The 13,304-nt window shown below is 68.1% G+C and carries 12 protein-coding genes and 2 pseudogenes; 7 read left to right on the forward strand and 7 right to left on the reverse strand.

The annotated features are described in order from the left end of the window. The first annotated feature begins 95 nt into the window (after positions 1-95). Positions 96-803, forward strand: a complete 708-nt coding sequence (locus tag AB0C46_RS34345; RefSeq protein ID WP_362832721.1) for a DUF3558 domain-containing protein — start codon at positions 96-98, stop codon at positions 801-803. Positions 804-944: 141 nt separating this feature from the next. Here the strand turns inward: AB0C46_RS34345 and AB0C46_RS34350 are convergent. Next, positions 945-1,130, reverse strand: a pseudogene (locus AB0C46_RS34350) (transposase); the annotation flags it as partial. 611 nt (positions 1,131-1,741) lie between these two features. On the opposite strand from AB0C46_RS34350, the gene AB0C46_RS34355 reads away from it, so the two are divergent. Beyond that, positions 1,742-2,833: a sugar ABC transporter substrate-binding protein gene (locus AB0C46_RS34355; RefSeq protein ID WP_362832722.1), complete on the forward strand. Its 1,092-nt coding sequence runs from the start codon at positions 1,742-1,744 to the stop codon at positions 2,831-2,833. Positions 2,834-2,981: 148 nt separating this feature from the next. Here AB0C46_RS34355 and AB0C46_RS34360 read toward each other — a convergent pair whose 3' ends face one another. Further along, complete coding sequence (locus AB0C46_RS34360; RefSeq protein WP_362832723.1) at positions 2,982-3,299, reverse strand: hypothetical protein; 318 nt, start codon at positions 3,297-3,299, stop codon at positions 2,982-2,984. Positions 3,300-3,805: 506 nt separating this feature from the next. Between AB0C46_RS34360 and AB0C46_RS34365 the strand changes: the two genes are divergently transcribed. From AB0C46_RS34365 to AB0C46_RS34375, 3 genes and pseudogenes are all read left to right on the forward strand, one after another. Then, positions 3,806-4,534: an SDR family oxidoreductase gene (locus AB0C46_RS34365; protein WP_362832755.1), complete on the forward strand. Its 729-nt coding sequence runs from the start codon at positions 3,806-3,808 to the stop codon at positions 4,532-4,534. 194 nt (positions 4,535-4,728) lie between these two features. Further along, positions 4,729-5,001, forward strand: a pseudogene (locus tag AB0C46_RS34370) (site-specific integrase); the annotation flags it as partial. Positions 5,002-5,356: 355 nt separating this feature from the next. Then, on the forward strand, positions 5,357-5,911 hold the full coding sequence (locus AB0C46_RS34375; protein WP_362832725.1) for a hypothetical protein: 555 nt from the start codon (positions 5,357-5,359) through the stop codon (positions 5,909-5,911). 56 nt (positions 5,912-5,967) lie between these two features. Here the strand turns inward: AB0C46_RS34375 and AB0C46_RS34380 are convergent, their stop codons facing one another. Further along, positions 5,968-6,825: a DUF4231 domain-containing protein gene (locus AB0C46_RS34380; RefSeq protein ID WP_362832726.1), complete on the reverse strand. Its 858-nt coding sequence runs from the start codon at positions 6,823-6,825 to the stop codon at positions 5,968-5,970. 124 nt (positions 6,826-6,949) lie between these two features. On the opposite strand from AB0C46_RS34380, the gene AB0C46_RS34385 reads away from it, so the two are divergent. Continuing rightward, positions 6,950-7,813, forward strand: coding sequence for a hypothetical protein (locus AB0C46_RS34385; protein ID WP_362832727.1), 864 nt, complete (start codon positions 6,950-6,952; stop codon positions 7,811-7,813). Between the two features lie 9 nt (positions 7,814-7,822). Here AB0C46_RS34385 and AB0C46_RS34390 read toward each other — a convergent pair whose 3' ends face one another. Next, positions 7,823-8,038 (reverse strand): hypothetical protein, encoded by a 216-nt coding sequence (locus AB0C46_RS34390; protein WP_362832728.1) that lies wholly within the window; start codon positions 8,036-8,038, stop codon positions 7,823-7,825. Between the two features lie 124 nt (positions 8,039-8,162). Next, a complete protein-coding gene (gene lysS / locus AB0C46_RS34395) occupies positions 8,163-9,887 on the reverse strand; it encodes a lysine--tRNA ligase (RefSeq protein WP_362832730.1) in 1,725 nt (574 codons plus the stop codon). 158 nt (positions 9,888-10,045) lie between these two features. Between lysS and argS the strand changes: the two genes are divergently transcribed. Further along, positions 10,046-11,830, forward strand: coding sequence for an arginine--tRNA ligase (gene argS, locus AB0C46_RS34400; protein WP_362832731.1), 1,785 nt, complete (start codon positions 10,046-10,048; stop codon positions 11,828-11,830). A gap of 126 nt (positions 11,831-11,956) precedes the next feature. On the opposite strand, the gene AB0C46_RS34405 is transcribed toward argS, so the two are convergent. Then, the gene (locus AB0C46_RS34405) at positions 11,957-12,139 is read right to left on the reverse strand and encodes a CsbD family protein (RefSeq protein WP_362832733.1); all 183 of its coding nucleotides are present in this window, start codon (positions 12,137-12,139) and stop codon (positions 11,957-11,959) included. Between the two features lie 144 nt (positions 12,140-12,283). Beyond that, on the reverse strand, positions 12,284-13,273 hold the full coding sequence (gene hemB / locus AB0C46_RS34410; protein WP_362832735.1) for a porphobilinogen synthase: 990 nt from the start codon (positions 13,271-13,273) through the stop codon (positions 12,284-12,286). Positions 13,274-13,304 lie beyond the last annotated feature (31 nt).

Genomic DNA, 13,304 nt, shown 5'->3' on the forward strand with positions numbered 1-13,304 from the left:
CCGTGCCCCTAGCCCTGCCCGTACGGGAGAAAAGGCGGACCACCGCCACGGTCGTGCACCACGCCGACCCGACGACGACGAACAGCGAAGGAACCATGCACCGTTCAGCCAAGCGCCTCGCCAGCCTTCTCACCTGCGCAGCAGTTCCGGTGCTGCTCGTCGCCGGCTGCTCCGGCTCGGACAGCGACAGCTCCGGTGACGCCTCCGCCTCCACCGCCTCCGGCAGCTCCGCCAAGCCCTCGCCGACCGTCGCGCCGGCGAAGTTCAAGAAGCTGCCGAACCCGTGCACGGCGTTCTCCAAGGACACCGTGAAGAAGATGCTGCCCAAGGCGAAGGACGCCTCCGGGGAGCGGGGCACCTCCACGGACAACTCCGTGCACGGCACCTGCTCCTGGAGCAGCTCCGACGAGAACGGCGTCGACGGCACCCAGTTCCGCTGGCTCGACATCGGCTACCAGCGCTACGACTCCGACCCGGGCGTCGGCTCCGGCGAGAAGCGCGCCACGGACTTCTACACCAAGCAGGTCATCGAGGCGAAGGACACCAAGGGCGCCAAGAAGCTGTCGGCCGTGCAGACCTCCGGCACCGGCGACGAGGCGACCGCGATCACCTACGACGTGAAGAAGGAGGGCAACGACTTCAAGAACACGACGGTCATCGCCCGCACCTCCAACATCGTCGTCACGATCAACTACAACGGCGCCGGCCTGGCGGGCGCGGACGCCCCCAAGGGCGCCGACCTGCTCAAGAAGGTCCAGGCGGCCGCCAAGGAAGCGGTCACCGCCGCCACCAAGGCCAACTGACGGTATCGACGCCCCCTGCCCCCCGCCCCGGCCGACGCCCCCGTGCCCCCGGCCGGGGGCACCTCCCGGTCAATCGGCAGTTGGCATGCAGAGAGGTCTCGTGCCTGATTCTGGGATCAGATCATCCCGTAAGAAGCCATCTCATTTGGCGAGTCGGCGGTAGCAGATGAGGGTGCAGGCGATGGCGGTGAAGGCAAGGAAGTGGTCGGCTATGCGTTCATAGCGGCGGTGGAGTCGGCGGCAGCCGGCGAGCCACGCCACGGACTGCTCTACGACCCAGCGGTGACGGCCCAGACGGGTGGAGGACTCAATGCCGCGTCGGGCCAAATGAGATGACGCCTGAGCGACAGCCCCCGCAGAGTCCAGAGTCCAGGAAGAGGCTCGGAACGCCACTGCAGGTCAAAACCGGGCCAGCGGACCGGACGGGTGGGTCGACCGTGTTCCACCTGAGGGAGAGATCACCGAATTTTTGATGGCTGATCTCGACCTGTTTGCTGTCGAAGTCGAACAGCACCGGGCAGTCGCAGAACCACTCGCCATCCCTTAACCGGCAGTCACCAAAGCATCCTTACCCCGCACACCATTATGAAGAAACAGAATGCCCAGAGAATGATTGACCCCGCGGCACCTTGGAAGCGCACAATGCCGAAAAACTCCATCTCCACCCTGTCGTAACGGGCTTCGAGTAAGACCACAAGGAGGAATGAGAGAAGCGCACAGGCAGGCAGTCCGACGACAGCCGCTAAGTGGTCTTCATACTGCTTCAGTAGTCACGGCGCTTGGTCGCCTGTCGGCTCGTCAGGGTTGCCGCGCAGTAAATGCCGGATTTACTGCGGCAGAGCCCTTACCCTGATCACCGCAACCTGCGGCGGGTTCTCCGGCCGCCGCAGGCGAGGTGTACGCATTTACTGCGGCAGCACCGGGAGGGCGGGACGGGTATGACGATCGAACCGGTGACCGAACTCGGAGGCGGGGGCGCGCTCCGGCTGCCGTTGAGGCACATGGCCACGGCTGCGACCGCTCTCGCTCTCGTCTGCGGCCTTGCGGTCACGGGCTGCGATGGCGGCAGGACGGCTGGCAGCGGTCCTGCCGCCGTGGGGCCGGTCGGGGTGGTCGTCCCCCTTCTGAATTCCCCGTTCTGGCGGGCGTACAACGCCGCCATCCATCAGCAGGCCAAGGCGCAGAGGGTCGAAGTCCTCCCCACGATGAATTCCCTCTCCGACACCGAGAAGCAGATCTCCGACATCCACAGCCTGATCGTCCAGGGCGCCAAAGGTCTGGTCATCGCACCGGTTGACTCGGCGGCGATCAGGCCCGGGCTGCATGCGGCCAGGCGCGAGCGGGTGCCGGTGGTCGCGGTGAACGACGTACCGGACAGCGGCGAGGTCAAGATGGTGGTCCGCGCGGACAACCGTGCATACGGCCAGAAGGCGTGCCGGTACCTCGGCGATTCGGTGAAGACCGGCAAAGTGGTGCAGATTCAGGGTGCCCTGGCTTCGGCCAGCGCCCGGGACCGGTCGGAAGGCTTCAGCAGCTGCATGGCTAAGAACTACCCCGGCGTCGAAGTTCTCGACCTCCCCGCGTTGTGGCAGTCCGGCAAGGCCGCGGCCGACCTGGAGGCCCTGCTCAGCACCAATCCGGATATCAAGGGCATCTACCTGCAGGCAGGCGGTGTCTATCTGACGCCGACGCTGTCGATGCTCAGACGCCGCGACGCGCTGTTCCCGCTCGGCAGCTCCAAGCACATCACCATTGTCTCCAACGACGGCGTCCCGCAGGAGCTGGACGCGATCCGGAAAGGAGAGATCGACGCCACCGTCTCCCAGCCTGTCGACCTCTACGCGAAATACGCCATCTTCTACATCAAGAAGGCAATGGCGGGCCAGAGCTTCAAACCTGGTCCGACAGACCACGGCAGCACCGTCGTCAGGCTGCCCAGCGGGCTCCTGGAGGACCGGCTCCCCGCTCCGATCGTGACCAAGCAGAACGTCAACGACAAGGCGCTGTGGGGCAACCGCGTCGAGGGGTGAAGGGGCCCCGGGCCGTACACCGGTCCCAGCGCGCTCACGCGGTTGTCGAGCCTTCGCGGCGCCGGTTGACGCCCCGCCGCTGGTCGTCGCCGACGAAGTGCAGCACTGGCAGCTACGGGGTGCGTGAGTATTCCGCGTACAGCTCGCGCTAGCGCTCGCGGGTCCAGGTCGCCCAGTCAACCGGGTGACTTGCCAGGGCGTGGTCGAGGCACTCGAAGTGCTGGTGCCGGCTGGCGAGACGACTTACCCGCTCCTCGCCGGGGCCGCCGCCGAGCCAGCCACCGCCCACGCCCACGGCCGCCAGATCTGCAAGACGACCCCCGCCCTGTCCGACGAGTCCCTGGCGATCCTGCGGCGCCAGGTCGGTGAGCAGATCGGCGGTCTCGGCGGTGGCGGTGCGGCGGACCGGGGCGCCCTGCTCGCCGTGGAGTTCGGTCAGCGGCGGCTCCCACAGCGCGAAGACCACCTCGCCGCGCGGCGAGGTGCCGCGCTGCGCCGCCTCCTGGCCGCTGTTACCCCGAGGCGGACATCACCGTCCACCAGGCCCACGGGGCGATGCGCACGGGAGGCAGTGAGTCACGGGCTCTGCCCGACCCACTCCTCCGCCTTCAACGAGCGCAGGAAACAGACTCCCCGACTGCAGGTTTCGGCCTGGCAGCGCTCAGCCACACCCCACCCCTTGCCCCACCAAGGAGAATGCCTCGTGGGCGGATGCAACCGCGAGCAGCAGCAACTCCGGCTGTGCACGTCACACCACGGAAAGTGGCGCGCATGGTCGAGCGCGCTCGGCGGCAGTATGAGGGTGCCGATCCGATGCAGGGTGACACACGGGACGCGGCCGCCGTGGGGCTGTGGGCTGCGACCCATCGTCGCTATGACGCGGTGAAGGGCGGCATCGACTTCCGTGTCGTACGCCAGGCGTGGTTGCGCTTTACCGCATCCAGTCCACATCCACGAACCAGGAGCATCGACATGAGATTCGACAACCACCGTGTCGTCATCACCGCCGCCGGCCGCGACTTCGGGCGAACCCTGGCACTCCAGCTCGCAGACCTCGGCGCGGAGATCTTTCTCTCCGCACGCAGCATCGCTGCCGCAGAGTGTGTCCGCGACGAGATTCGGGACCGAGGGCATCAGCAGGTCCACGCCTTCGCCTGCGACTTGACGGACTCCGCCTCGATCCGCGACTTCGCCACCAGGGTCGCTTTGCATACCGATCACATCGACTTGCTGGTCAACAACGGCTCGCGCTACCTCGAAGGGGCAGACCTCCTGTCAGCCTCCGACTCCGATGTCATCGACACCATCGCGTCCGGCGCCACCGGCACCGTCCTGACAGTGAAGAACTTCCTCCCTCTTCTACTTAACTCGAACAAGCCGGATGTGGTGACCATGGTCTCAGCCTGCGGGACGGCCGGCCATCAGCGCTCGGACGCGCACGACGCCTTCTATGCGGCCAAGAGTGCCCAGGCAGGGTTCGCCGAGATCCTCTCCAAGCGTCTGCGGCCCCAAGGAGTTCGGGTGATCTCGCTCTACCCGCCCGACTTCGACAACACCGACCCGCTCTCTGAGGAGTGGGAGAACACACCGCGAGGGGCCAACGACGCCCTCACTGCCCAGTCGCTTGTGGAGTGCATCCTGTTCGCTGTCGCTCAGCCTCGTGACTGCTTCATCAAGGCGTTCCACTTCGAACAGGTCTGACTGATCCCTCGGAGGTTCCCACGCGGCTGATGCCAGTTCCGGAGCGACATATGAGCCCCGCACCGCGGGCATTCGGGCAGTTCCAATACCCGACTCCACCATTACAGGTGACGCTGAAGCGGAAGCGAGAGGCCATCGGCGCACTGCACCCCTGGCCGTGGACCGCACCGGCCGCTCGGCTCCTCTCCCCCCAAAGCACGTACGAGGTCGCCTCGGTCGCTGTCCCGTTCGGCAACTGCACCGAGCCCTCCAATGTCAAGGCCGGAGGCGGGTCCTGTCCCATCCGTTTCCAGTGCTCGGGCTGCTCCTTCTACCGCCCCGGTCCGTCGTACCTACCCGCCATCGAGGATCACGTACGCGGCCTGAAGTCCGACCGCGAGACCACAGACGCCATCGGGGCCGCCGACTTCGTACTGACCAACATCAAGGCCCAGATCGACAGCCAGCCCGTACCATGCCGGTGCTGAACACTTCCGCCCCCTGACAGTGGAAAACATGCCCCCGAGGAAGAGCCCAGTCCCCTTGATCCACTTCCTCCTGGCCCCGCGCATGGCACGGCGCCTGTACCTGTGGACGCTGGACAACCCCGGCCTCACCTACCAGGAAGCCCGGGCCTCCTCACTGAGATGTGGGCCGCCCAGAGATCCGTGAGTGGCAGCGGAACAAAGCAGGGTTAGGCGGACCTGGCGAACAGTTAGGAACCGCAGGTCGGAGTCACGTTGCGTCTCGGCCTGCCGAATCTCAGAAGGGGAGGCCGTGGAGAACCGGTTCGCAGGAGGGTGCGCATTGTGTTCTGTATGGGTAGCGGCGCACGGCGGGTTCGTGCAGAGGAATGAGAGCGGTACCTGGGAAGTGCGCTGTGCGACGTGCCGCCACATCGATGAGCTCGCCGAGGCAGACGCCTTCGGCCCCGACGCGATCGTCCTGCCCGCCCTGCCAGCGCCCGGTGCTGCTCCCACCCTGCCCCTTCGCGTTCTCGGACTGCATCGGGCCTGCTGGAAATGCGGGAGCGACACCACCTGCGTCGCCGGCTTGTATCCGGCCCGTCCAGCACGCGGCTACTGCGGGCTGTTCACCACGGAGAACGCCCGGGCGATGGCGCTCGGCGTGCAGCTCCTGGAGCAAAATGGCCGGGCGGACCTGGCGGCGCCGGTGAAGTCCCGGTACAGCAGGACCATGCGCGAGCAGCAGCTGACCAACGGGTGCCAGTACTGCGACGCACTCCAAGGCAACTTTCCCGTCCAGGAGGAGGCGTTCGCCCGGGTCGCGGCAGCCGGTGGGGCGGACGGACTCGACACACTATTGATTGCCGAGTGCCCGGTCCTGGAGTGGCAGGCGGTCGTACACGACAACGGTGGCGGCGTCATCGCCGTCTGATGAGGCGGACCGAAAGCTCGCTAAAGCCTTCCGCCACGCTTCACGCAAGGCCTTCGTCAGGCCGATCGCTCCTCCCGTGAGGAACTCTGCTGCTCCAGCTGCAGCTCACGCTTGCGCTGCTCCTCCTTGAGCCGCTCGACGAACCGTGCGAACTTCCTCAGCCTCTCCGCCTCAGACAGCGGGTGGGCCGCATCCGGCCCGGCATAGTCGTCGAGCATGAACTGCGAAGCGTTGTAGTGCTTTTCGATGTCATCAGCCGTCGACTGCAGGTTGTAGCCGCGCTCCCGGAATTTGAAGTAGCCCGTGATACCGGCCGCCATACCCACCAAGGCGCTGAGCGCGGACGTGGTGATCCTCAGAGCAAAATTAGAGCCCTCGTTCATCGCCGTCAGAGTCGACGTGACGATCGACCCCGTGATGATGATGACCTGGAAGAAGTTGTGCACCCGCCGGTTCCTGGCGGCTCCCTGCCGGTACTGCTCAATCAGATCGAGCGATGCCTCCCGGTAGATCCTCAACCCGGACGGGGAATCGAGAGGCAACTTCGCCGCTGCCGTCTGCCGCGCAGACAAAGCAGTCCGTAGAGCAGCGTTCTTCGTGACGAGGTCCTTTCGGCCCTTCAGCCACAAGCGCCCCATCAAGGTGGCCAGACCCAGAAGGATCACAAGCCCGACGTACCGCGTGATGACCGGCTGGTCCCGCCACAGCCCCACGACCACCGTGTACCCGAAGAGCCCGGCGAGGGCCAGGGCACCCAGTTCTCCCAGTATGTAAAGCCTCTGCCACGTCTTCACCGCCCTGAGGTCGGAGGCGGCTCCATCGTGGGTTTCGGCCTTCTCCCGGTACTGGCGCTGAAGCTCGCGCTCCTCGCTCTCCGGCACCCCCGAGGTCCCGCCGTCCATCCCTGTCGTCACGCCACTCCCCCGAATACATGCCACCGGCGAGCAGCTGCAATCAGCTCGCCAACCGCCTTAACTCACCTACCAGGAACGGCACATCGTACTGAACAGGAGTAATACCGGGAACATAGAGATAAGGATGAAGCTGTGGGAACTGCGCTCGTACGACCAGGTCATCCAGCTGGAACAGGACCGCCTCGTCTACCAGGCCCGGCTGCGGGCCCGCTACGGGCGGGCCTGGCGCCGCCGGGCGCCCGTCGACGCGATGATGCCGCTGCGGCTGGCGCGCTACGGCGTACCGCTGGCGAAGACCGCGCCGGCCGGGCTCGCCGCCGCGGGGATCGAGCTGCCGGCCGTGGCGGCGGCACCGGTGACCGGGCCGGGTGCGGCAGCCGCACCGCGGACGGCCGACGTGCCGGACGGCATCGAGGGGCCCGTACGTGCGGACATCCCCGGGCCCGTGGGTGAGGTACCCGCCGAGCCCGTGGGTGACGTACCGGCCGGGCCCGTACGCGCCGCAGACCCCGCACCCCTGCACGAGACTCCCGCCGCCCCCGTACCCGAGCCGGCTCCCGCGCCCGCCCCCGAACCGGCTCCCGAACCGGCTCCCGCCGCCCAGCTGACCGTCCCGGTCGGCCCCGGGCGCAGTCGTCCGCTGGGCAACGCCGGTGACCCGCTGCCGGTCCCCGAACAGCGCGCACCCGCTCCCCGGCCCGCGCCGGAACCGGATCCCCAACTCCCCCCGGATCCCGAGCAGTTGCCCCCGGCCTCCGCACTCCCCGACGATGTCCCGCGGGACGAGGCGTACTACACGGCGTACCGCATGTACGTGGCAGAGAAGAACGACTTCCCCGACTCCCGGCAGTTCGGCCGTTATCTGCTGAACTCCTACGGGGTCACCGGCCGGGACGGCGGCCCGCTGAGCGACGGCTATCTGCGCGGATTCGTCCGCGAGTTCCAGCATCGCTTCCGCATGGAGATGGAGAACGAACACATCCCGTAGGGGCCATCCCTATGCCGCCCCCGAGCGCTCCTGCTGCTGCTTGCGCTTCTTGGCCGTGTCCCCCCATACGGCCAGCGCCGCACCGGCCGCGAAGAGGCCGACGTAGGCGGGGGACGGCAGCTCGAACCAGCGGGGCAGCAGCCCCCAGGCGCCGTCGAAGAACACTTGCCCGATGAATCCCATCGCGCCCTGAATCATGATGATGAAGCCGAGTAAACCTCTCATGGCTCCAGCCTGAAGGGTCCGGCCCCGGGTGTCCTCGTCCCCGGGGCCGAACCCCTCTCCTCCCTCAGTCGGAGAGCACCCGGGGGCGTCTACGACTCAACGGCAACTGCTCTTTGACGATCCGTCAGCCACCGAGCAGCTTGCGCACCCGGTCGGCGCCGACGGCCAGCAGCAGGGTGGGCAGCCGCGGACCGGTGTCCCGGCCGACCAGCAGGTTGTAGAGCAGGGCGAAGAACGCGCGCTGGGCAGCCTTCAGCTCCGGGGTCGGCTTGGCGTCCGGCTCCAGACCCGCCTGGACCTTCGGCACGCCGTAGACCAGGGTCGTCAGGCCGTCCAGCGACCAGTGCTCGTCAAGGCCGTCGAGCAGCAGCCGCAGCGAGCCACGGGACTGCTCGTCGAGGGTGCCGAGCAGCTCCCCGTCGGGCTCGTCACGGACGATGGTGCGCTGCTCGGCCGGGACCTGGGTGGTGATCCAGTACTCGGCCTTGGCGAGCCGCGGCCGGGTCTCGTCCAGGCTGGTGACGGGGTTGTCCGGGTCCAGGTCGCTCAGGATCCGGAGCGTCTGCTCGTCATGGCCGGCCGTGATGTCCGCGACCGAGGCGAGGGTGCGGTAGGGCAGCGGGCGCGGCGTACGGGGCAGCTCACCGTCGGCGGTGCGGGCCGCGCGGGAGTACGCGGCGGCGTCGGCCGGCAGCGCGCTGCCGTCCGCGACCTTGGACTCCAGCTTGTCCCACTCGTCGTAGAGCCGCTGGATCTCCTGGTCGAAGGCGATCTTGAAGGACTGGTTGGGCTTGCGGCGCGCGTACAGCCAGCGCAGCAGCGGCGCCTCCATGATCTTCAGTGCGTCGCCCGGGGTCGGCACCCCGCCGCGCGACGAGGACATCTTGGCCATGCCGCTGATGCCCACGAAGGCGTACATGGGGCCGATGGGCTGGTCACCGTCGAAGATCTTGCGGACGATCTGGCCGCCGACGACGAAGGACGAGCCGGGCGAGGAGTGGTCGACACCGGACGGCTCGAAGATCACGCCCTCGTAGGCCCACCGCATCGGCCAGTCGACCTTCCAGACCAGCTTGCCGCGGTTGAACTCGCTCAGCCGGACCGTCTCGCCGAACCCGCACTCCGTGCAGGTGTAGGCCAGCTCGGTGGTCTCGTCGTCGTACGAGGTGACCGTGGTGAGGTCCTTCGCGCACTGCCCGCAGTACGGCTTGTACGGGAAGTAGCCGGCCGAGCCGCCGCTGCCGTCGTCCTCACCGGCCGCGCCGGAGCCCTCGGCGGCCTCCAGCTCGGCCTCGTCGACCGGCTTCTGCGACTTCTTCGCCGGGGCCTTCTTCGTGCGGTACTGGCCGAGGATCGCGTCGATCTCCGCGCGGTGCTTCATCGCGTGCAGGACCTGCTCGCGGTAGACACCGGAGGTGTACTGCTCGGTCTGGCTGATGCCGTCGTACTCGACACCCAGCTCGGCGAGCGCCTCGCTCATGGCGGCCTTGAAGTGCTCGGCCCAGTTCGGGTACGCCGAGCCGGCCGGTGCCGGGACGGAGGTCAGCGGCTTGCCGATGTGCTCGGCCCAGGACTCGTCGACGCCCTCGACGCCGGCCGGGACCTTGCGGTAGCGGTCGTAGTCGTCCCAGGAGATGAGGTGGCGGACCTCGTGACCACGGCGGCGGATCTCGTCGGCGACCAGGTGCGGGGTCATGACCTCGCGGAGGTTGCCGAGGTGGATCGGGCCGGACGGACTCAGGCCCGAGGCGCAGACGACCGGTTTGCCGGGGGCGCGGCGCTCCGCCTCGGCAATGACCTCGTCCGCGAACCTGGAGACCCAGTCGGTCTCGGTGCTCTGCTGAGCCACGATCGGCCTTCCTCTTCCTGATGATCCTCGTTGCGCCGTCCTGCGCGCGGGCGCACAAAAGCCTGACGGTGCCCATTGTCCCAGACGGAAAATCAGTGGTAGTGCCGTGGGATACTCATTGGCAAACCCTTTCCACTCCAACGGAACGGCACTTCTCCATGGCCTCGGTCACTTCCCTCGCAGCTTCGGTCCACCAGCGCGTCGCGGACGCCCTCTCGGCAGCCCTGCCGGAGGCCGGCGCCGCCGACCCGCTGCTGCGACGAAGCGACCGGGCGGACTTCCAGGCCAACGGCATGCTGGCGCTGGCGAAGAAGCTCAAGGGCAACCCGCGGGAGCTGGCCACCCAGGTCGTCGCGGGCATTCCCACGGGCGCGAGCGGCGCCGTGATCAAGGAGATCGAGGTCTCCGGCCCCGGCTTCCTCAACATCACCGTCGCCGACGAGGCGATCATCTCGACCCTCGCCGCGCGCGCCGCCGACGACCGCCTGGGCGTGCCCTACGCGGACGGCGCCGGCACCACCGTCATCGACTACGCCCAGCCGAACGTCGCCAAGGAGATGCACGTCGGCCATCTGCGGTCGGCGGTGATCGGCGCGGCGATGGTCGAGATCCTGGAGTTCACCGGCGAGAAGGTGATCCGCAGGCACCACATCGGCGACTGGGGCACCCAGTTCGGCATGCTCATCCAGTACCTCATCGAGCACCCGCACGAGCTGGACCACAAGGGCGGCGGGGACACCGACGTCTCCGGCGAGGAGGCCGCGTCCAACCTCAACCGGCTCTACAAGGCCTCGCGCGTGCTCTTCGACTCCGACGAGGAGTTCAAGGAGCGCGCCCGGCGCCGGGTCGTCGACCTCCAGGCGGGCGACGCGGAGACGCTGGCCATGTGGCAGCGGTTCGTGGACGAGTCGAAGATCTACTTCTACTCGGTCTTCAACAAGCTCGACTTGGACATCCGCGACCCCGACATCGTCGGTGAGTCCGGCTACAACGCCATGCTGGAGGAGACCTGCCGGCTGCTGGAGGAGTCCGGTGTGGCGGTGCGCTCCGAGGGCGCCCTCTGCGTGTTCTTCGACGACGTCAAGGGCCCGGACGGCAACCCCGTCCCGCTCATCGTCAAGAAGACCAACGGCGGCTACGGCTACGCCGCCACCGACCTCTCCGCGATCCGCGACCGGGTCCAGAACCTCTCCGCCGACACTCTGCTGTACGTCGTCGACGCCCGGCAGTCCCTGCACTTCAAGATGGTCTTCGAGACCGCCCGCCGGGCCGGCTGGCTGAACGACAAGACGCACGCCGTCCAGCTGGCGTTCGGCACGGTCCTGGGCAAGGACGGCAAGCCGTTCAAGACCCGTGAGGGCGAGACGGTGCGGCTGGTCGACCTGCTCGACGAGGCGATCGACCGGGCCACAGCCGTCGTCCGGGAGAAGGGCGAGCCGATCGGCCTGACCGAGGAGGAGATCACCGGCAACGGCGCACAGGTCGGCATCGGCGCCGTGAAGTACGCGGACCTGTCGACCTCGGCCAGCCGGGACTACAAGTTCGACCTGGACCAGATGGTCTCGCTGAACGGCGACACGTCGGTGTACCTCCAGTACGCCTACGCCCGTATCCGCTCCATCTTCCGCAAGGCCGGTGACGCGGCCCCCGCGGCGCACCCGGAGCTGCCGCTGGCCCCGGCGGAGCGGGCGCTGGGCCTGCACCTCGACCAGTTCGGCGAGACCGTCGCCGAGGCCGCCGCGTCCTACGAGCCGCACAAGCTCGCCGCGTACCTCTACGGCCTCGCCTCGCTCTTCACGACCTTCTACGACCAGTGCCCGGTCCTGAAGGCCGAGGGCGGACCGGACCAGATCGCCAACCGGCTGTTCCTGTGCGACCTGACCGCCCGCACCCTCCACCAGGGCATGGCCCTGCTCGGCATCCGGACGCCCGAGCGCCTCTGACCGGAGCGCGCCGGGCCGGCCGCCCGTCGCTTTCCACGACGGCCCCGTACCTCACAAGTGAGGCTCACAAGTGAGGTACGGGGCCGTTCCGGTCTCCAGAGGAGGGACAGCGACACCGGGTGGCCCTCACGGCCAGCGCTTACGCACCTCGTCCTTGGTCTTCTCGCTCACGTCCAGCCCGTGACCGGCGGTCTTCTCCGCCTTGCCCTCGGCCTGCAGCTTGCGGTTGTGCGTCGCCTTGCCGACGACTTCCTTCATGGCGCCGATGACCTGCGCGCCCTTCGCCTGCATCTTGCGCTTGGCAGTCATGGTGACCCGCTCCTCGGTCCCGGTCGCGGTCTTCCTGACAACGGGCCCGTGCCCGGCACAGGGCGGACAAAACGTCACACAGCAAAGCTCCCGCCCCCGGGGCCCGGGGACGGGAGCAAGTGCGGCGTACGGGCGCCCGGCGGCTCACAGCCCCCGCGCGACCTCCGTGGCCCAGTACGTCAGGATCATGTTCGCCCCGGCCCGCTTGATGCCGGTCAGCGCCTCCAGGATCGCCTTGTCCCGGTCGATCCAGCCCTTCTCGGCGGCTGCCTCGATCATCGCGTACTCACCGGAGATCTGGTACGCGGCGACCGGCACGTCCACCTCGTCCGCGATCTTCGCCAGCACGTCCAGGTACGGCAGCGCCGGCTTGACCATCACCATGTCGGCGCCCTCCGCCAGGTCGAGCGCCAGCTCGCGCAGCGACTCGCGGAGGTTGGCCGGGTCCTGCTGGTAGGCCTTCCGGTCGCCCTTGAGGGACGAGCCGACGGCCTCCCGGAACGGCCCGAAGAAGGCGGAGGAGTACTTCACGGTGTAGGCGAGGATCGACACGTCCTCGTGCCCGGTCTGGTCCAGAGCGTCCCGGACCACCCCGACCTGGCCGTCCATCATCCCGCTGGGGCCCACCACATGGACGCCCGCGTCGGCCTGCACCTGCGCCATCTCGGCGTAGCGCTCCAGCGTCGCGTCGTTGTCGACCCGGCCTTCGGTGTCCAGGACACCGCAGTGCCCGTGGTCGGTGTACTCGTCCAGGCACAGATCCGACATGATCACGAGGTCATCGCCGACCTCGTCCCGCACATCCCGGATGGCGACCTGCAGGATGCCGTCCGGGTCGGTGCCCGCCGTACCCGCCGCGTCCTTCTTCGCGTCCTCGGGCACCCCGAACAGCATGATCCCGGCGACCCCGGCCTCGGCGGCCTCGACGGCGGCCTTGCGCAGCGTGTCGCGGGTGTGCTGGACGACGCCCGGCATGGCGGAGATCGGCACCGGCTCGCTGATCCCCTCGCGGACGAACGCCGGGAGGATCAGGTCCGCAGGATGCAGCCGGTGCTCCGCGACCATCCGCCGCATCGCGGGAGTGGTGCGCAGGCGCCGCGGACGCGCCCCTGGGAAGCTTCCGTACTTCGTCATACCGCCCACGCTACGCCCGCTTTGTGCCTGC

This window comes from Streptomyces sp. NPDC048637, assembly GCF_040650675.1.
Classification (GTDB): Bacteria; Actinomycetota; Actinomycetes; order Streptomycetales; family Streptomycetaceae; genus Streptomyces.

What these genes read in the sequence shown, in the direction of transcription:
- AB0C46_RS34345 (WP_362832721.1), top strand. Translation starts at nt 96, where the DNA reads ATGCACCGTTCAGCCAAGCGCCTCGCCAGCCTTCTCACCTGCGCAGCA.
- AB0C46_RS34355 (WP_362832722.1), top strand. Translation starts at nt 1,742, where the DNA reads ATGACGATCGAACCGGTGACCGAACTCGGAGGCGGGGGCGCGCTCCGG.
- AB0C46_RS34365 (WP_362832755.1), top strand. Translation starts at nt 3,806, where the DNA reads ATGAGATTCGACAACCACCGTGTCGTCATCACCGCCGCCGGCCGCGAC.
- AB0C46_RS34385 (WP_362832727.1), top strand. Translation starts at nt 6,950, where the DNA reads ATGAAGCTGTGGGAACTGCGCTCGTACGACCAGGTCATCCAGCTGGAA.
- AB0C46_RS34390 (WP_362832728.1), bottom strand. Translation starts at nt 8,038, where the DNA reads ATGAGAGGTTTACTCGGCTTCATCATCATGATTCAGGGCGCGATGGGA.
- argS (WP_362832731.1), top strand. Translation starts at nt 10,046, where the DNA reads ATGGCCTCGGTCACTTCCCTCGCAGCTTCGGTCCACCAGCGCGTCGCG.
- AB0C46_RS34405 (WP_362832733.1), bottom strand. Translation starts at nt 12,139, where the DNA reads ATGACTGCCAAGCGCAAGATGCAGGCGAAGGGCGCGCAGGTCATCGGC.
- hemB (WP_362832735.1), bottom strand. Translation starts at nt 13,273, where the DNA reads ATGACGAAGTACGGAAGCTTCCCAGGGGCGCGTCCGCGGCGCCTGCGC.